Raw genomic sequence first — 16,685 nt, 5'->3', positions numbered from 1 at the left:
TCAGTCCAGCTGAACCTTCCCACGGCCCTGCTTGATGGTGCCGCGTGCCTTCTTGGCGTCGGTGCGTCGCGCCTTGGCGGCCTTGCCCGGCTTGGTGGCGATGCGGCGGGCGTCGCGGACGAGCGCCTTGGCGATCATCTCGTTCAGCCGATCGCGCGCGTCCTGGCGGTTCGCCTCCTGCGTGCGGAAACGGGACGCCTGGATCACGATTGCGTTGCCGGATGTCAGCCGCGATCCGGCCAGTTCCTTGAGCTTGCGATAGGCGTAGGGCGGCAGGGCCAGCTTGAACAGGTCCACGCGCAACTGAACGGTCGTCGCCACCTTGTTGACATTCTGCCCGCCCGGCCCGCCGCCGGTGATGAAGCGCTCCTCCAGCGCATCATCGGGAATGTCAAAGCCCGGCATCGTCCAGCAAGTCCTGGCCAAAGCCCGCTGCGGCGAAGGTCGCGGGCAGGGCGGCGGTCGCTTCGGCCGCCGGCTTGTCGCCGCGCGGCATATTGAGGAAGCGGCTGTGCAACAGCATGGCGCCTTGTCCGTCGCCATAGACCGGATCGCCGACAATGCCGAAGCCCAGGCCATGGAGCGCATGGACGCGAATCTGGTGAGTGCGCCCGGTCTGGGGGGAGAAGGAGATCAGCGAACGGCCGTCCTTTTCCGCGATCTTGCGCCAGTGGGTGATGGCGTTCTTGCCCGCCTTGGCCGGGATCATGCGCCAGCCTTCCGCTGCGGTGCTGATCTTGCTGAGCGCCAGTTCGATGGTGCCTTCATCCTCCGCCGGCACGCCCTCGATCACAGCGACATAGCGTTTGACCACCGTCCCCGCCTCGAACGCGGCGGCGAAGCGCTTATGCGCCTTGGGATTGCGGGCCAGGAGCAGGCAACCGCTGGTGTCGCGATCCAGACGATGGACCGGCAGCGGCCAGCGCTGGAAACCGAAGGTCAGCGAAGCAAGGTGATTTTCCAGCGCCATGGAGCCGTCGCGCGGCGCATCGACCGGCAGGCCCGCAGGCTTGTCGAGGATGAGGGCTTCGCCATCGATGAACAGCACATGGTCGGTAAGCAGGGCCAAGGAAGAGTTTCCGATCGGGACAGGAAGGGTAGGAATTGACGCGGGCGCGGCTTCCTATAGGCGGTGGAGACGATGGAATACAGGGGGCATGACAGGCGGCAGGCGCAATTTCGGCTGGACTGGGTCGATGTCGCTCGCGGATTGGGCATGTTGGCGGTGGTGATCGGCCATGTCTGGACCCGAGGGCCGGTCCGCGACGCCATGTACAGTTTCCATATGCCGCTCTTTTTCCTGCTGTCGGGGATGCTGTCGCGGCCTCAGGATGTCGGCGCGTTCACGCGGCGACAACTGGTCGGCCAGATGCGGCCCTATATCCTCTTCCTGGCGCTGCTGATCCTGATCGACCAGATCATCGAGCCGCTGAAGGGCGGTCGGCCCATCTTCCACCAATGGCCGGACGATCTTGCGCCGGTACTGCTGGGCGGCTTCTGGTTACGCGGGCCTTATACGATCTTCTGGTTTGTGCCCTGCCTGATGATCGCGCGCATCCTGTTCAATGTCGCGCTCAACCGTTGGCCCGATGTGCTGGATCGGCGCTGGGCGCTGCTGCTGCTACCGGTGCTGGTCCTGGCTTACGCGCTAGGCTGGTGGACGCAGGCATCGCCGCTGGGGCTGCTGAGCGTGCCGATGGCGTGCGTCCTGCTATGGGTGGGGGCGGTCTGGCCGCAGGTGCGGTGGCGGGGCTGGATGGTCGCGCCGCTGGGCGCGTTGGCTTTGGCCGGGCTGGCGGGGGTCATGCCGACGCTCAACATGAAGGCCGCCGATTATGGCTGGCCCTTGCTGTCGGTTGCATCGGCCATCGCCACGTCCCTACTGCTGTTCCGCTTGTCTGCGCTGGTCACGCCGTATGCCGGTCCGGTCGCGGCGGTGGGGCGGGCGTCGCTGGTCATCATGTACGGCCATGTCGCCGTCATCCACTATCTCGCCCCCTATATGGGCAAGCCGTGGCTATTGCTGGCAGCGCTGCTGATCCCGTTCGCGATAGACCGGCTGATCCGTCTGTCGCCGACCGTCAGCCGCTGGCTGCATTAGCCGTCCTGGATCAACGACATGCGATCGTCGGCACCCGCGCGGGCAACGATGGCGTAGGCGGCCTGAGCAATGAGTTGCGCCTGGGTCAGCGACGCCTTGTCCTCTTGCGATGCCTGCGCGGTGGCGACCGGATCGGCGACGGCGGCCGCCTGGGGGGAGGCGTAATAGCCTGCGTCGCTCAGGCGATCGGTCAGCGTCGCCTCGGGGGTAGGGACGGCTGTCGCGGCCGCCACCTGGCGCGGACCGGAGGATGGCGCGCTGTAGGTCAGGGGTTCCGGTGCCGTCGGCGTCGCAACAACGGGCTGCGGCGTGGGCGTAGATGCGACGGGTTCGACTGGGGCAGGGGGTGGCGCTGGAGCCGGGGTTGGCGTGGGGGTGGTGCTCGTCGCAGGGGGCGTCACCGTCTGCACGACCGTGTCCAACGTCTTCTTGATCTGTCCCCATGCATTGCCGATGCCTGTCGCGTTGATCGCGCTGACCATGTAAATATTCTCCCGTCCCCGCCGTTCTTATCCGTTATGGCCCCTGCCATGCCATCAACGAACAGGGTGCGCGTTTCGTTAAGCATCAATTCTGACGCTGCCGCTTGTCCGGGTTGGGCCAGATGTAGATGGCACGACCGTCGATTGTGTCGGAATTTTTCGTCGCGAAGCGCTGGACAGAGGTGCGCGTCGCCCGCTAGCGGGCAGCGCCTATGTCAGTCATTGCTACGATCATGAACACGGCCACGGGCCAGCCCATCCAGAAAATAACATTCGAGCGTATGCCCAAGCCATGGGTATCGCTGAATCTTGAAAATGGCGAATTGGTCACGGCGGACGGAGTCGTGGTCGGCAAACCTGCGCCGGGCAAGTTCATCACGCCGGTAGAGGTGTGGGTAACACCCAAGACGCTGGGATAAGTAATCCGCCCGATTTGACGAAAAGGGGCTGGCGCATAGTCCCGATGCGCCAGCCCCTTACGGCGGGTTCAAGCCTTGATGCGACCCAAGGGCTCTCGCACCGCCGCCTTGTGGAGACGGTGCGGCAGGCGATCAGCCGTGTAGCTTGATCGCGGTTTCGGCAATGCGGCGGCCCTGATAACGCGCCCCGTCCAGTTCCTCTTCGGACGGCTGACGGCTGCCGTCGCCGTCGGCCAGCGTGGTCGCGCCATAGGGTGATCCGCCGCGCACCTTGTCCACGCCCATCTGGCCCTGGAACCCATAGTCGAGGCCGACGATGGTCATGCCGAAATGCAGCAGGTTGGTGATGATTGAAAACAGCGTGGTTTCCTGCCCGCCATGCTGGCTGGCAGTGGAGGTGAAGGCGCCGCCGACCTTGCCATTCAATGCACCGCGCGCCCACAGGCCGCCGGCCTGGTCGAGGAAAGCCGCCATCTGGCTGGACATGCGGCCAAAGCGCGTGCCGGTGCCCACGATGATCGCGTCATAGTCCGCCAGTTCCGCGACAGTCGCGATCGGTGCGTCCTGGTCCAGCTTGAAATGGGCGTTCTGGGCGACTTCCAGCGGGGCGGTTTCGGGCACGCGCTTGATATCGACCTGCGCGCCCGCGGCGGATGCGCCTTCGGCTACGGCCTTCGCCATGGTTTCGATATGACCGTAAGAGGAATAATAGAGAACCAGTACCTTAGCCATGATGTATCTCCTTGAAAGGGTGAGAAAAGGGTGGCCGCCCGCATAGGGGATACGGGCGGCCCGGCCCGTCCGAGGGGGGGAATGGACGAGCCGATCGCGATCAGATGCTGTCCACCAGGACGATTTCGGCGTCCTCGATCGCGGTGATGGTGATCGGCGTGCCGCCCAGGATCGCGGCGCCGTCGCGCGCTTCGAAGGGCTGGCCGTCAATCTCGATCCGTCCCGTCGCCGGGACCAGATAGAGGTTGCGGCCCTCCGCGCTCTCATAGGTCACGCTGTGGCCGGCCTTGACCGTGCCGCCCAGCAGGCGAGCATCGGCGCGAATGCGCAGCGCTTCCCTGTCGTCGTCATAGCCGCTGGCCAGCACCGCCAGCTTACCGGAGCGATCGCCCTTGGGGAAAGGCTTGGCCCCCCAACTGGGCTGCCCGCCGCGGGTGCGGGGGATGACCCAGATCTGGAACAGGGTGGTGGTCACATCCTCCAGATTATATTCCGCGTGGCGGATGCCGGTCCCTGCGGACATCACCTGAACGTCGCCCGCCTCGGTGCGACCCTGATTGCCCAGGCTGTCCTTGTGCGTGATCGCGCCGGTGCGGACATAGGTGATGATTTCCATGTCGCTGTGCGGATGCGGCGGGAAGCCGGAACGCGGGCCGATTTCGTCGTCGTTCCACACCCGGATCGCACCCCAGTGCATGCGGTCTTCGTCATGATAATCGGCGAACGAGAAATGATGGCGCGCGTTCAGCCAGCCATGGTCGGCATGGCCGAGCGACGCGAACGGGCGGCGCTCGATCCGGCTCGTTGTGGTCGTGGTCATATCAATGCCTTTCGTTACGGAGGCGGAGGCTTCCGCTTGCTTTCCGATAATCTAGCTATCAGGATCGTTTCTTAAACCGGCAGCTTTGAAACGGATTGTTTCCCGATGCGACTACCTGATTTTGAGGCCTGGGCCATGTTCGCCGCGGTGGTGGAGCATCGCAGCTTTACCGATGCAGCCAAGGCGCTGAGCGTGTCGAAGGCGACCGTGTCCAAGGCGGTGACCCGTCTGGAGGAGCATCTGGACACCAGCCTGTTCAACCGCACCAGCCGCCGCCTGGCCCTGACCGAAAGCGGCAAGCGGCTGGCCGACCACGCCCATCGCATCCTGGCGGAGGGGCAGGCGGCCGAGGAAGCGGCGCGCGACGAGACGGCGGAACTGTCGGGCGTCGTGCGGCTGGGCGCGCCGATGACGTTTGGACTCCTGCGGATCGCCCCGATGGTGGCGCAATTCACCAAGGAGCATCCGTTGGTGGACGTCGATCTGCATCTCTCCGACGCGCAGATCGACATCGTGGAAATGGGGTTGGACGCGACCATCCGCATCGCCGACATGCCCGACAGTTCGCTACGCGCGCGGCGGCTGGCGGATGTCACCCTCCATACCGTCGCCTCGCCCGCCTATCTGGACGCGCGCGGGCGGCCGCAGCACCCGTCCGACCTCGGAACGCATGACTGCTTGTGCTACTCCAACACCACCTCGCCCGATGTGTGGCGCTTTGCCGGGCCGGGGCAGCAGAATGTCGTGGTGCAGGTGCGCAGCCGCATCACCGTCAACAGTGGCGAGGCGATGCTCCCTGCGCTGCGCATGGGGGTGGGCATCGCCCGCCTGCCCGACTTCATCATCGGCGACGCGCTGGCAAAGGGAGAGGTGGAGGAGATATTGGTCGATTGGCGGCCCGCGCCCTTCGGCCTCCACCTGGTGACGCCGCCTTCACGCCTGCGCCCCGCGCGGGTCGATGCGCTGCTGGACTATCTCACCAAGCATCACGGCTGTTAACCGAGACGAAAAGGGCCGGATAAAAATTCCCGTCTCGGATTCATCATGATGTGCGTTCGGACGCCCATATGCATCGTTTCGCAGGGGAACCCATCTTGACTCCGGTTGGGCCGTTTCAGCCTCAACCCTTTGTAAACAGATTCGTTTTGGCGCGACTCGTGGATTCCTGCCGGTTAGCGAAAAATTAACCTTTGTCCTTCAGAAGTTTTTTGGTTAATGATTTGAAGCAGAAGCCGTTCTGGTGGGTGAACGGGACTGCGATCCATCGGCGGGATTGGCCGAAAGGTGACAATAAGGGGCTTCACATGCGCGTGCTGCTGATCGAGGACGAACCGACCACCGCCAAGGCGATTGAGCTTATGCTCACGACCGAAGGCTTCAATGTCTATACGACCGACCTGGGCGAAGAAGGCCTCGATCTGGGCAAGCTGTATGATTACGACATCATCTGCCTGGACCTGAACCTGCCCGACATGCACGGCTATGACGTGCTGAAGAAGCTGCGGGCGGCCAAGGTGCAGACCCCGGTGCTGATCCTGTCGGGCATATCGGAGATGGACAGCAAGGTCCGCTCCTTCGGCTTCGGCGCCGACGATTATGTGACCAAGCCCTTCCATCGCGAAGAGCTGATCGCCCGCATCCACGCGGTTGTGCGCCGGTCCAAGGGGCATAGCCAGTCGGTCATCCGCACCGGCAAGCTGGCCGTCAATCTGGACGCCAAGACGGTCGAAGTGGACGGCAACCGCGTCCACCTGACCGGCAAGGAATATGCGATGCTGGAGCTGCTCTCGCTCCGCAAGGGCACGACGCTGACCAAGGAAATGTTCCTGAACCACCTTTATGGCGGCATGGACGAACCCGAACTCAAGATCATCGACGTATTCATCTGCAAGCTGCGCAAGAAGCTGGCGCTGGCCTGCGGCGGCGACAATTATATCGAGACGGTATGGGGCCGCGGCTATGTGCTGCGCGATCCAGACGAGATCGTCGAGGAGCAGGCCAAGGTCGCCTGATCTCGAACTGGTTAATGGGGGGTGGAAAGGCCGGGGTCCAAAAGGACGCCGGCCTTTTCCGTGTTCGGCGCTGCTTGCAGGGCGATGTTCTCTTTTTGATCGCATTTTTATCGTTGGGGCGTGGATCATCCTGCCGCTTGCGGTTAAGGCAGGGCCATGGATGACCTGTTTGCCGATCGATCCCTGAGTGAACAGACGCTGGGCCGGGCCGACATCGCGCCGCTCGCGAAAAAGGGCTTGCCGCATCACCTGATCGATTGCGACCTGGACGAGGCCGATTTGTCGGGCGTGGACCTTTCCCGCTGGATATTCGAACGCTGTCAGGTCCGCCGCACCGACTTTACCGGCGCGAAGCTGGACGGAACCCGCTGGCAATCCTGCCGCGGCGGGTTCGTGCAACTGACCGGCGCCGACCTGCGGGAGGCGGAGTTTCTCGCCTGCGATCTCAATAACGGTGTTCTGCGACGGGCGAAGCTGTTCGGCGCGCAATTCGAACGATGCAAGCTGACCGGCGCGGACCTCAGCGAGGCGAGAGCGCTAGACGTCACTTTCGCCGAAACCCTGCTGGTGAATGCGCGGCTGCCAGGCTTTTCCTTTCGCAAGCAGGTGTTGACCGCGGTCGATTTCAGCCAGGCGGACCTCGCCAAATGCGATTTTCGCGGCACCCTGTTCGACGGATGCAGCCTACGCGACGCCGCGCTAGACGGCTGCCGCTTCGACGGCGCGGACTTGCGCGGCGCTGACATCGGCGGATTGCGATTGATCGACGCCGGGCTGTTCCGCGGCGCCACCATATCGCGCGAGCAGGCCGGGCAGTTGCTGGGCGAATTGGGGCTGAACGTGCGCTGACACCGCTCCCCACGCGTCGGGGAACGGCGTGAAACTGGCGCTACAATCTACACATGCGCCACTGCATGACCCGCACAGCAGGCGGCGCGGCTGCTTTCGACATAGTCGGCATCATGCCACCAATAATGTTGATGGGCGTCCGCCAGCATCGGCAGCATCTTGCTCGCCGCGGCCTGCGGTTTGGCGTTGACGAACGGCGCCATCAGCGCTTCGGGCGTATGGACGACGCCGTTCGCGATCACCTGTTTCACATTGGCGACGGCGGTGACATCTGCCAGCGGATCGCCATCCACCAGGATCAGGTCGGCCAGCATCCCGCGCTCAATTCGCCCCACCGGCTCACCCAGAAACTCACCGGACCAGCGGGTCGTCATCAACAGCGCCTCATAGGGTGAGACGCCGAACTTCACCATGCCGCGCAGGTTGAGGTGAAGGCTGATTGCGGTCAGGTCGATCGGCGCGTCCGTGCCGGAAAAGGGATGCCATCCCGCCGCCAGCGTCATCTTGATCTGCGCAACCTGCCGTTCCAGCGAGGCGAGCAACGGCTTGCCGCCATCGCCCGACATCGCCTTCACCCGCGCCAGCAGCTTGTCATATTCCCATTGCGGATAGAGCGTCGTGATGCGGGGATCGCGCGTAAAGCTGTCATCCAGTCCCAGCAGGGACGTGGCTGCGAACAAGGTCGGCGTCCGCCCGGCCTTGGCCGCGGCGAACAGGTCGTTGACGTCATGATAGCCACCGCCCAGCGACGTGATCGTGCGCGAATAGCCGTAGCGGTTGGTCGCGCCGGTATGCTCCATGCAATCCATGCCGCTGTGGAGCGCAGGGTAATGATAATGGGACGACAGGTGCATCCCCATCTTGTGCGCTGCGTCGACCACGTCCTTCTGCGTGTCGTGGCGCAGCCGGACGTAGGTTTTCACCATGTCGTAATCGAGCGCCTTGGCGCGCTCCAGTTCGAGCGCCATCTGGCCCGGCTCGGTCACAGGCCGCATGAAATTATAGAAGATGCGCCCGCCGTCGATCGCTTCGCCGGTCGCATAGTGGCGCGCGGCGATGCGCTTGCCACTCTGGATCGCCTCCCGATCCTCTACCATATGATAGGCCGGGCAGCCGGGCGATCGGGTTGCTGTGACCCCCATGGCCAGCCATAGCCGCCCCATCCGGTCGCCATAGCCATAGCCGGCCATCTGCCGATGGGTATGCATGTCGATCAGGCCCGGCATCAGGGTAAGGTGAGGCGCGTCAATGATCTTCGCATTAGCGTCGGATGCACCCGCGCCGCGCGGCGCGACGGCGCTGATGACATTGCCGTCCAGCACGACATCGACGTTTGTCTTGTAGTCTGCGGAAAGGGCGTCCCAGACCTTGCCCGCCCGTATGACGGTGCGACCCGCAGGCTTGGCATTGGCCCAATTGAGGCGGCAGGGGATGGTCTGCGCCGTACCACCGGTCGCGGAGACGATCCGCAGCTTGCCGTTGCTGAGGTAGAGCAGTCTGCCGCCATCGCCGCTCCAACTGGGCGCGTCGGTGACTTCGGTGTTGATCTGCTTGGGCGCGGCGGTAAAGCTGCCGTCCGGCGCGACCGGCGCGACCCAGAGCGTGCTGGCGAAGACGAACGCCATGCTCTTGCCATCGCGCGACCAGACAGGGCCATCATGGCCGCGCGTGCCGAGGGACTTGCCCTCGAACACTGGACGGTACGTGCCCTTGCCGGTAGCCAGATCGACGGTCAGTATCTGGCTCGCGCCTTCGCGATAGCGACCGGTGACGGGCTTGAAGGCGGCATAGGCGATGGTTTTGCCATCGGGACCGAAGCTGGGGCGGCCCGGCTCCCAGAGCGCGTCGAACCGCTTGGTGACAGTGCCGCTCGCGACATCGACCGTGTGCAACGCGCCGTCCTGGTCGAGGAAGGCGATCATCCTGCCATCCTGCGACCAACTGCCCCAGGCGACAGCCTTGTCCGGGATGTTGGTGAGTTGGCGTTCCTTGGCCGTAGCGACGTCATGCAGCCACAGGTCGAGCGTCCCGCCCCGGTCCGAGGAGTAGGCGATGGTCCTGCCATCGGGCGACCAGGCGGGATCGCATTTGTGGAAGCCGTCCCCCACGATCTTTCTGGGCGCGCCACCGACCGGCATGACATAAAGGTCGTTGAGCGCGGCGAACACGATGCTCTTGCCATCGGGCGACAGCATGGGTGCGGCGATGCCGACCACCGGCTTGGCCGTGGTGGACGTGAAGTCGCGGGTCTTCTTGCGATAGCTGGGCGTGGTGACTGGCACCTGCGTCTGGAAGGCAATGATGCTCGCCTTGTCGCCCTTGAGGCTCCGCAGCTTGCCATCGGAGCCGTAAAGGATCGCCCCGTCCCTGGTGAAGGCGGGGCGGAAGGGATAGAGATCCTCGCCCACCACCACATCCTTGCTATCATGGACCAGCGTCATCGTGCCCGGCTGAACACGGGTATAAGCGATGGTCCCATCGGGCGCAAAGGCAGGGGCCATGATCGCCGACGGATTGAAACGGTCGGCCGACGGCGTCACAGACGCCACCTCCGTCACCACCCCACTGGCCATATCGACCGCAACCAGCTTCGTTCCGCCCGCGACATAGGCGACGCGCTTGCCGTCGGGCGACCAGGCGGGTTCGCTATCGTTGGTAGTGCCCTTCGACAAAGGCGTGACCTGGCCGCTCGCCACGTCGAGCAGGTAGATGGCGTAACGGCCGTCCGCCCGGTCGCTGGAAAAGGCGATGGTCCGCCCATCGGGCGACCAGCGCGGTTCGCGATCGTCCAGCAGCCCGTCGGTATGCTGGCGCAGGTCGCCACCGTCCGGCGCGATCGACCAGATATGGAAATGGCCGGTACGATAGGATTGAAACGCGATACGGCTGCCGTCGGGCGACCAGTCCGGCTGGGCCAGGTCGTCAAAATCGCCGGTCAGCCGCTTCAACGCCCCGCCGTCGACCGGCAGGGTCCATAATATCCCCAGCAGATCGAAGGCGATACGCTTGCCATCGGGCGACAGCGCCAGCGCGACGTTGGTGCAGTCCTGCACCGTCACCATCGTTTCCTTGCCCGGCGCGGGCGCGCCACCGGGCTGCGCCACCGACCCGGCGCTCCCCGCCGCGAGCAAACCGATCCCGCCCGCCGCGATCGCTTCGCGCCGGTTCAATCCTGCCGTCTTCGTCATATCAAAACTCCAGGTTGAACCGGCCATAATAGAAGCCGCCGCTGATGCCGTAGGGGGCGTAGCCATTGTAAAGGCTGCCGGCGAGCTGGTTCACGGGCTTCAGCTTATTGGGATAGGTGTTGAGCAGATTGTTCGCGCCGATCGAGAGCTTCACGCCCTTGGCCAGCTTATAGCCCAGTTCAAGATCGAGGATCGTCTTGGGCTTCAGCTCCTCGTCGGCAAAGCCCGACGTGCAGGTCGCCGACACCACAGTGCAGGACATCCAGTCGGCCGTGTGCAGCACCGGCAACGCCGCGCGCTGCGTGACCTTGCCAAAGCGGGTAGCGCGCAGATTGGCGTTGAATGCGCCGGTTTCCCATAGGAAATTGGCGATGAACTTGTTACGTGGCGTGCCTTCGCTCAGGTCGCCCTGGCGGTCGCGCGCGACGAAGGAGACGCCGCTGCCACCCGTCGGCGGGGGATCGATATGGGTGAAGATGGTCTTGTTGAAATTGGCCGACAGCGAACTCGTCAAGTTGCCAAAGCCGCCCAGGTCGGCGCGATAGGTCGCGACGATATCCAGCCCGCGGGTCCGCGTGTCCGCGGCGTTGGAGAAGATGAGCGCGCCGAAATTGCCGGCATAGCCATTGGCGTTCAGGATATTGACGACGGCCGCGCCCGACAGCGTGCCGCTGAGAAGGATGCGGTCCTTCACCTTGATCTGATAGGCGTCGACGGTGAGGTTGAAATTGGGCAGCGGCGTCAGTACAAGCCCGGCCGAGAAGCTGGTCGATTTTTCGGGCTTGAGCGGAACGGCGCCGAGCGCCCGCGCCGCGGCGCTATCGACCGGCAGCGCGACCACCGGGCGCAACTGGCTGACCCCGTCAATGACCACGCCGATCGTGCTGGAAGAGTTGTAATGCTGCTGTTGCAGTGTCGGCGCGCGGAAGCCCGTGCTGGCCGTCCCACGGATCGCGATGCCTCTGACGGGTTCTATGCGCAGCGACGCCTTGCCGGTATCGGTAGTTCCAAAGTCGGAATAATCCTCATGCCGCCCGGCCAGGCCGAATTCGACGCCCTCGATGATCTTGCCTTCGATATTGGCGTAGGCGCTCCAATTGTCGCGGCTCCAGCTACCCGATCCTTCGGGCGTGAAGCCGATGACGCCCTGCGATCCGATGCCGCTGGCGAAGGTGCCGCCGCGCCAGCCGCCGGTCGGGAAGATATAGCCGCCATTGATGTAGGAGACGGGATCGCCGGGGCTAATGACGAATTTATTCTTTTTATATTCGCCGCCCACCGCGACCGAGAGCAGCCCGGCCAGGCCGACGTCGAACTCTTTGCTCAGGTCCAGATTGCTGACCCATTCGTCGAAGCGCAGCTTGCCAAGGTAGAAGCGGGTCGGGCTTGCCGGGCCAAGCGAGGGGTTGAGCGAGGTGGTCTGGGCATATTTGACCTCATCCTGCCCGTAGCTGGTGCTGAGGTCGAAACGCACGCCGCCGCCCACTTCGCCGCGCAGACCGCCCGCGAACTGGAAATCCTCGTCATAGACGTGAATGCGCGGGATATAGCCTTCAGGATAGATTTCCAGAATATTATTGGCAGCCTGCGGCGTGCGATAGGTCAGCCAACCGGCGGCATGACGCTTGGAATAGGTGCCGAAACTGTAGAGTTCCAGGCTGTCGCCCACCGGCATCATCGCATCATAGCCCAGATTGCCGCCGATCACCTGTGGCTGGCCATATTTGGCGCGGATGCGGTCAGGGTTGGCATTGCGCGGATCGCCGGTCGGATAGAATTGCCCGGTGATCGGGCTGCTCTTGGTGATCGTATTATCCTGCAACACGCCATCTGCCGACAGGTGGATATAACCGCCGTCCTGACCCAGGGCGAAGCCCTTGTCGACCTGCCAGCGCCCCTGCCAGCCGCCATTGTCGGCGGTGCTGCCCAAGGTCAGCGCCGCGCCGCCCGATGTATCGTCTTTCAGGATGATATTGACCACGCCCGCGATCGCATCCGATCCATATTGCGCCGAAGCGCCATCGCGCAGCACTTCGATCCGCTGGATCGCGTTGCCGGCGATCAAGTCGAGGTCCGGGGGCGACTGGCCGTTCTGGACCGATCCGTTGATGAACAGGGTCGCAGTATTATGGCGGCGCTTGCCGTTCACCAGCACCAGCAACTGGTCGCCGCCCAGGCCGCGCAGCGACAGGGTGCGCACCGCCCAGCTTGCGCCCGCGCCATTGTTCGACACGTTGATCGAGGGGACGAGCGTGCCGAGCAGGTCGCGCACAGACTGCTTGCCGCTCGATTCCAGATCCTTTTCGCCCAGCACGTCGATCGGCGCCAGGCTTTCGGCGACGGTGCGGTTGGTCGTGCGGGTGCCGGTGACGATGATCGGCGTCGCATCCTCGACCGGTTCGGGGGCGGGGGCCATGGCCATCGCCTGCGCGCCAGTGCCCGGCAGGCTGGCCTGCGCATATTGCAGCGCCATCGGGTTGCGCCGCGTGGCGCTCCGATTGGCGGGCGCGGCCAGGGCGATCACGCCTGCGCCCGCGGGGGTTGAAGTCAGTTGGGTGCCGGCCAGCAATCGGGCCAGCGCATCCTGCGTGGACAGCCATCCCTGAATGCGGCGGCTGCGGATCGCGGCGACTTCGTCATAGGGAAAGAGGATGCGCACGCCCGACTGGGCCGACAATTCCCGCAGCGCGCTGCTGAGCGGCTGGACGTGGATGTCGAATTTATGGCGCTGAGTCAGTGCGACGTCGCTTGTTGCGGCTGCGAGAAATTGGGCCGGCGAGACGAGGCAGATGGCGAGGGCGATCCCCGCCATGGCATGGCGAATATGCATGTGTCTGTTCCCCTGCTGTAGCGGTAATTCATACCGTTCTGACCCATTCAAACGAAAGAAGATCAGTGGTCCGCTATCGCAAATACTGGACAGGCGACATAAATCTTTCTGATAGGATTATGAGAAGCGCAATGGGCTTGCGCCCAGGCTGCCGCACGTCGCGATGCATGTTGCATCGCGAAAGATTCAAGCTTCGGTTTGCAAGATCCAGCGATCCACGCCTTCCAGCCCCAGCGCGGTCAGGCGGCCGGACAGGAAGGCCCCTGTATCGATGCCGATCCGGCCGGCCTGTTCGTCCACATCCTCGCTGATACTATGGCCATGGACGATCATATTGGGGTGGCGGCCGCGATGGGCCAGGAATTCCTGCCTGATCCAGCGCAGGTCGGCCGGGCTTTGATCGGCGATCGGCACGCCGGGGCGGATACCGGCATGGACGAACAGATAGTCGCCGATCGTGATGCTATCAGGCAGGGCGTCCAGGAAATCGACATGGGCGCGCGGCACATGGCTTTCCATCCAGTCCGCAATCTCGGCATCGGTCATGACCCGGAACAGGGCGGGGTCGAGGCCATAGCTGGCCAGCGTCGCTTCTCCCTCCATCCGCCGGAACAGGGGCAGGGCGCGCAGGTCGCCGCGCGCAGCCAGGATGAAGGCTTCCTCGTGATTGCCCTTGAGACAACGCACGTCGCCGCCCGACGCGGCCAACGCCATCACCCGCTCTACCACCCCGCGGGAATGGGGGCCGCGATCGACCAGGTCGCCCAGCAGGATCAGGCTGATCGGCTTGCGCGGGCGGGCGGCGTCATCCTGCGCGATCATCGCCAGCAATGCGTCGAGCAGATCGGCACGACCATGCACGTCGCCGATCGCATAGACGCGCCGATCGGTGCCGATGTCGGGCGGCGGCGGCGCGCCGCGCTTTACCCTGCGCCAGAAGCTCATGGCGCGCAGTGTCGCATCACAGGCGGGGCAATGTCACGCCCTGCTGCCCCATATATTTGCCGGCGCGATCGGCATAGCTGACCTCGCATGGCTCATTGCCTTGGAGGAAGAGGAACTGGCACGCCCCTTCATTGGCGTAGATCTTCGCGGGCAGTGGTGTGGTGTTGGAAAATTCCAGCGTCACATGCCCCTCCCAGCCCGGTTCCAGCGGCGTGACGTTCACGATGATCCCGCACCGCGCATAGGTGGATTTGCCCAGGCAAATGACCAGCACGTCGCGCGGCACGCGGAAATATTCGACCGTGCGGGCCAGCGCAAAGCTGTTGGGCGGGATGATGCAGCAGTCGGTCTGGCGATCGACGAAATTCTTGGGGTCGAAATCCTTGGGATCGACGATGGTGCTGTCGACATTGGTGAAGATCTTGAACTCGTCCGCTACGCGCGCATCATAGCCGTAGGAAGACAGGCCATAGCTGATGCAGCCTTCGCGCCGCTGGCTCTCCACGAACGGCTCGATCATGTTGGTTTTCAGCGCCTGTTCGCGAATCCATTTGTCGGAAAGAATGGCCATGTCGTGTCAGCTCTTTTTCTTAGGGCCGATGCCCAGGTCCGCCGGACCGAAGGCATGAGGGAGGAGTTGGGCGACCGTGAGGTCGATGACGCGGTCTCCGCTGGGCGTGGCGCAATAGATGGCCAAGGTGCGGCCGGCCATCTGTTCGGCCTCGTTCATGATCTGCCGACACCGGCCGCAGGGGGTGACGAGCGCCTCTTGCTCCCCATCCATCGCGCCGCCGACCACTGCGATTTCTGTTACGTCAGCGAAACGACCTTGTGCATTGACGGTGGCCAGCGCGACCGTTTCTGCGCAGAGCGACAGGCCATAGCTGGCATTTTCGAAGTTGCAGCCGGTCACGATACTGCCATCGGTCAGCCGCACCGCAGCGCCCACGGCAAAGCGGCTATAGGGCGCATGGGCGTTGGCCATCGCGCCGCGCGCAGCGGCGATCAACTGTCCAACTCGTTGTTCATCGCGCATCACGGCGCCACCACATTCCACCGGACCGGACCATCGACGCCGTCGATATGCCGCATGTCGCTGGCTGTCCACATCACCCAGGGTTTGGTCGCATAATCGGGCGGGAAGAAATTGCCGTCCAGCCACAATGTCCTGTTGATGCCGGACCCGATGTCATAGGCCTTGTCGAATTCCTCGGTGACGTTCAGCAGCACGGTCTTGCCGGCATGGCCCTCGATCAGGTTCACCAGCGTATTGAGTTCCGAGAGCAGCAGGTCGCGGTTGGGGCGAGCTTTGCAGGCGGGGGAGAAGGCAAGGCGGATCACCGGCGGCAATGCGGCATTGTCGCGCGGCACGGTGGTCATGTAGCGGGTCGCCTGCTCCATCGCGAGGCGGCATGGCGTGAACTCCAGCAGCGCGCCATAGCGCAGCCCCGCCGCCCGCGCGCCACGCCAGTTGGCGGCAAAGGCCGGGTCGCGCCGGTCGCCGGCATCGGCGGCGCGGATATAGGCAAAGTCCGCGCCCTGCGCCGCCAGCGTGCCCCAGTCGATCGGACCATTGTCCGCGCTGATGCTGACGCCCTGCACCGGATATTGGTCGCGGCTCGGCGCCCAGGCGCGCGCATAGAGCCAAAGCCCCAGCGCCAGCGCTGCGACCACCGCCAGTCCCGCGCCGATGCGGACCAGCAGGCCCCCCAAAGTCACAACCCTGATCGTCCTACCCCTTGATATGCAGCACGCAGATCAGCGTGAACAGCCGACGCGCCGTGTCGAAATCGACCTCGATCTTGCCCTCCAGCCGTTCCTTCAGCATCTCCGCTGCGTCATTGTGGATGCCGCGTCGGGCCATGTCCACCGTCTCGATCTGCTGCGGGGAGGCGTTGCTGATCGCCTGATAATAGCTGTCGCAAATGGCGAAATATTCGCGGATCGGGCGGCGGAACCGGCCCAGCCCTAAGATGATCGCCTCCAGCGGCGTGTCGTCCTGCCGGTTGATTTCGATCACCAGCCGGCCGTCCTCGACCCGCAATATCACCTTGTAGGGACCGGCATAGCCATCGGCATGAACACGCTGTGGCGCGAAGTGATTATCCTCCAGCAGATCGAAGATCGCGATGCGCCGTTCCTGCTCCACATCGGCGTTGCGCCACAGGATCGTGCGCTGGTCCAGCTGGATGTCTATGATGCGCGGATCGGCCATGGTGAAGCGCATAGTCAGTGCGGCGGCGCGCGGCGAAAAGCAAGCGCGACTTATCCACAGATGGTTTCCGCCTTGGCCCTTGCGCGGCGTGC

17 protein-coding genes are annotated in these 16,685 nt (G+C 64.0%); 5 read left to right on the top strand and 12 right to left on the bottom strand.

Going from position 1 to position 16,685, the window contains the following annotated elements; all coding sequences use genetic code 11:
• The gene (gene arfB / locus CEQ44_RS16050) at positions 1-405 is read right to left on the bottom strand and encodes an alternative ribosome rescue aminoacyl-tRNA hydrolase ArfB (protein ID WP_088184648.1); all 405 of its coding nucleotides are present in this window, start codon (positions 403-405) and stop codon (positions 1-3) included.
• Positions 392-1,069 carry an RluA family pseudouridine synthase gene (locus CEQ44_RS16045; protein ID WP_088184694.1) on the bottom strand — a complete coding sequence of 226 codons (678 nt, stop codon included), beginning with the start codon at positions 1,067-1,069 and terminating at the stop codon, positions 392-394. Before CEQ44_RS16045 ends, arfB begins: the two co-directional genes overlap by 14 nt.
• A 72-nt stretch (positions 1,070-1,141) precedes the next feature.
• On the opposite strand from CEQ44_RS16045, the gene CEQ44_RS16040 reads away from it, so the two are divergent.
• Positions 1,142-2,101 (top strand): acyltransferase family protein, encoded by a 960-nt coding sequence (locus CEQ44_RS16040; protein WP_088190097.1) that lies wholly within the window; start codon positions 1,142-1,144, stop codon positions 2,099-2,101.
• Here CEQ44_RS16040 and CEQ44_RS16035 read toward each other — a convergent pair.
• Complete coding sequence (locus CEQ44_RS16035; protein WP_088184646.1) at positions 2,098-2,583, bottom strand: hypothetical protein; 486 nt, start codon at positions 2,581-2,583, stop codon at positions 2,098-2,100. The two genes, CEQ44_RS16040 and CEQ44_RS16035, sit on opposite strands and share 4 nt — an antisense overlap.
• A 212-nt stretch (positions 2,584-2,795) precedes the next feature.
• Between CEQ44_RS16035 and CEQ44_RS16030 the strand changes: the two genes are divergently transcribed.
• Positions 2,796-3,002, top strand: a complete 207-nt coding sequence (locus tag CEQ44_RS16030; protein ID WP_176400357.1) for a hypothetical protein — start codon at positions 2,796-2,798, stop codon at positions 3,000-3,002.
• Positions 3,003-3,134: 132 nt separating this feature from the next.
• Here the strand turns inward: CEQ44_RS16030 and wrbA are convergent, their stop codons facing one another.
• Complete coding sequence (wrbA, locus tag CEQ44_RS16025; RefSeq protein ID WP_088184644.1) at positions 3,135-3,734, bottom strand: NAD(P)H:quinone oxidoreductase; 600 nt, start codon at positions 3,732-3,734, stop codon at positions 3,135-3,137.
• Between the two features lie 100 nt (positions 3,735-3,834).
• On the bottom strand, positions 3,835-4,554 hold the full coding sequence (locus CEQ44_RS16020; protein ID WP_088184643.1) for a pirin family protein: 720 nt from the start codon (positions 4,552-4,554) through the stop codon (positions 3,835-3,837).
• A 105-nt stretch (positions 4,555-4,659) separates the two neighbouring features.
• On the opposite strand from CEQ44_RS16020, the gene CEQ44_RS16015 reads away from it, so the two are divergent.
• The 3 genes from CEQ44_RS16015 (at position 4,660) to CEQ44_RS16005 (ending at position 7,415) form a co-directional block, all read left to right on the top strand.
• On the top strand, positions 4,660-5,553 hold the full coding sequence (locus tag CEQ44_RS16015) for a LysR family transcriptional regulator (protein ID WP_088184642.1): 894 nt from the start codon (positions 4,660-4,662) through the stop codon (positions 5,551-5,553).
• Between the two features lie 305 nt (positions 5,554-5,858).
• On the top strand, positions 5,859-6,566 hold the full coding sequence (gene ctrA, locus CEQ44_RS16010) for a response regulator transcription factor CtrA (protein ID WP_088184693.1): 708 nt from the start codon (positions 5,859-5,861) through the stop codon (positions 6,564-6,566).
• A 156-nt stretch (positions 6,567-6,722) separates the two neighbouring features.
• Complete coding sequence (locus CEQ44_RS16005) at positions 6,723-7,415, top strand: pentapeptide repeat-containing protein (RefSeq protein WP_088184641.1); 693 nt, start codon at positions 6,723-6,725, stop codon at positions 7,413-7,415.
• 47 nt (positions 7,416-7,462) lie between these two features.
• On the opposite strand, the gene CEQ44_RS16000 is transcribed toward CEQ44_RS16005, so the two are convergent.
• The 7 genes from CEQ44_RS16000 to CEQ44_RS15970 all read right to left on the bottom strand — a co-directional run bounded on the left by CEQ44_RS16000 (position 7,463) and on the right by CEQ44_RS15970 (position 16,593).
• Positions 7,463-10,603, bottom strand: coding sequence for an amidohydrolase family protein (locus tag CEQ44_RS16000; protein ID WP_088184640.1), 3,141 nt, complete (start codon positions 10,601-10,603; stop codon positions 7,463-7,465).
• Between the two features lies 1 nt (position 10,604).
• A complete protein-coding gene (locus CEQ44_RS15995) occupies positions 10,605-13,433 on the bottom strand; it encodes a TonB-dependent siderophore receptor (protein WP_088184639.1) in 2,829 nt (942 codons plus the stop codon).
• A 186-nt stretch (positions 13,434-13,619) separates the two neighbouring features.
• On the bottom strand, positions 13,620-14,378 hold the full coding sequence (locus CEQ44_RS15990) for a metallophosphoesterase family protein (RefSeq protein WP_088184638.1): 759 nt from the start codon (positions 14,376-14,378) through the stop codon (positions 13,620-13,622).
• Positions 14,379-14,394: 16 nt separating this feature from the next.
• The gene (gene dcd / locus CEQ44_RS15985; protein ID WP_066603336.1) at positions 14,395-14,949 is read right to left on the bottom strand and encodes a dCTP deaminase; all 555 of its coding nucleotides are present in this window, start codon (positions 14,947-14,949) and stop codon (positions 14,395-14,397) included.
• A gap of 6 nt (positions 14,950-14,955) precedes the next feature.
• A complete protein-coding gene (locus CEQ44_RS15980) occupies positions 14,956-15,414 on the bottom strand; it encodes a cytidine deaminase (RefSeq protein WP_088184637.1) in 459 nt (152 codons plus the stop codon).
• Positions 15,414-16,097 (bottom strand): GH25 family lysozyme, encoded by a 684-nt coding sequence (locus CEQ44_RS15975; protein ID WP_373438225.1) that lies wholly within the window; start codon positions 16,095-16,097, stop codon positions 15,414-15,416. The genes CEQ44_RS15980 and CEQ44_RS15975 overlap by 1 nt, the downstream gene beginning before the upstream one ends.
• A 13-nt stretch (positions 16,098-16,110) precedes the next feature.
• Positions 16,111-16,593, bottom strand: a complete 483-nt coding sequence (locus CEQ44_RS15970; protein ID WP_088184691.1) for a UPF0262 family protein — start codon at positions 16,591-16,593, stop codon at positions 16,111-16,113.
• Positions 16,594-16,685 lie beyond the last annotated feature (92 nt).

Origin of the sequence: Sphingobium sp. Z007, assembly GCF_900013425.1 — a bacterium.
Lineage (GTDB): Bacteria > Pseudomonadota > Alphaproteobacteria > Sphingomonadales > Sphingomonadaceae > Sphingobium.
The sequence above is the reverse complement of the archived record's forward strand: the minus strand, read 5'-3'. Positions and strand labels throughout refer to the sequence as shown.

Excerpts from the sequence above, each read along its gene's own strand:
- arfB (WP_088184648.1), bottom strand. The coding sequence starts at position 405 with ATGCCGGGCTTTGACATTCCCGATGATGCGCTGGAGGAGCGCTTCATC.
- CEQ44_RS16040 (WP_088190097.1), top strand. The coding sequence starts at position 1,142 with ATGGAATACAGGGGGCATGACAGGCGGCAGGCGCAATTTCGGCTGGAC.
- CEQ44_RS16035 (WP_088184646.1), bottom strand. The coding sequence starts at position 2,583 with ATGGTCAGCGCGATCAACGCGACAGGCATCGGCAATGCATGGGGACAG.
- CEQ44_RS16030 (WP_176400357.1), top strand. The coding sequence starts at position 2,796 with ATGTCAGTCATTGCTACGATCATGAACACGGCCACGGGCCAGCCCATC.
- wrbA (WP_088184644.1), bottom strand. The coding sequence starts at position 3,734 with ATGGCTAAGGTACTGGTTCTCTATTATTCCTCTTACGGTCATATCGAA.
- CEQ44_RS16020 (WP_088184643.1), bottom strand. The coding sequence starts at position 4,554 with ATGACCACGACCACAACGAGCCGGATCGAGCGCCGCCCGTTCGCGTCG.
- CEQ44_RS16015 (WP_088184642.1), top strand. The coding sequence starts at position 4,660 with ATGCGACTACCTGATTTTGAGGCCTGGGCCATGTTCGCCGCGGTGGTG.
- ctrA (WP_088184693.1), top strand. The coding sequence starts at position 5,859 with ATGCGCGTGCTGCTGATCGAGGACGAACCGACCACCGCCAAGGCGATT.
- CEQ44_RS16005 (WP_088184641.1), top strand. The coding sequence starts at position 6,723 with ATGGATGACCTGTTTGCCGATCGATCCCTGAGTGAACAGACGCTGGGC.
- CEQ44_RS16000 (WP_088184640.1), bottom strand. The coding sequence starts at position 10,603 with ATGACGAAGACGGCAGGATTGAACCGGCGCGAAGCGATCGCGGCGGGC.
- CEQ44_RS15995 (WP_088184639.1), bottom strand. The coding sequence starts at position 13,433 with ATGCATATTCGCCATGCCATGGCGGGGATCGCCCTCGCCATCTGCCTC.
- CEQ44_RS15990 (WP_088184638.1), bottom strand. The coding sequence starts at position 14,378 with ATGAGCTTCTGGCGCAGGGTAAAGCGCGGCGCGCCGCCGCCGCCCGAC.
- dcd (WP_066603336.1), bottom strand. The coding sequence starts at position 14,949 with ATGGCCATTCTTTCCGACAAATGGATTCGCGAACAGGCGCTGAAAACC.
- CEQ44_RS15980 (WP_088184637.1), bottom strand. The coding sequence starts at position 15,414 with ATGCGCGATGAACAACGAGTTGGACAGTTGATCGCCGCTGCGCGCGGC.
- CEQ44_RS15970 (WP_088184691.1), bottom strand. The coding sequence starts at position 16,593 with ATGGCCGATCCGCGCATCATAGACATCCAGCTGGACCAGCGCACGATC.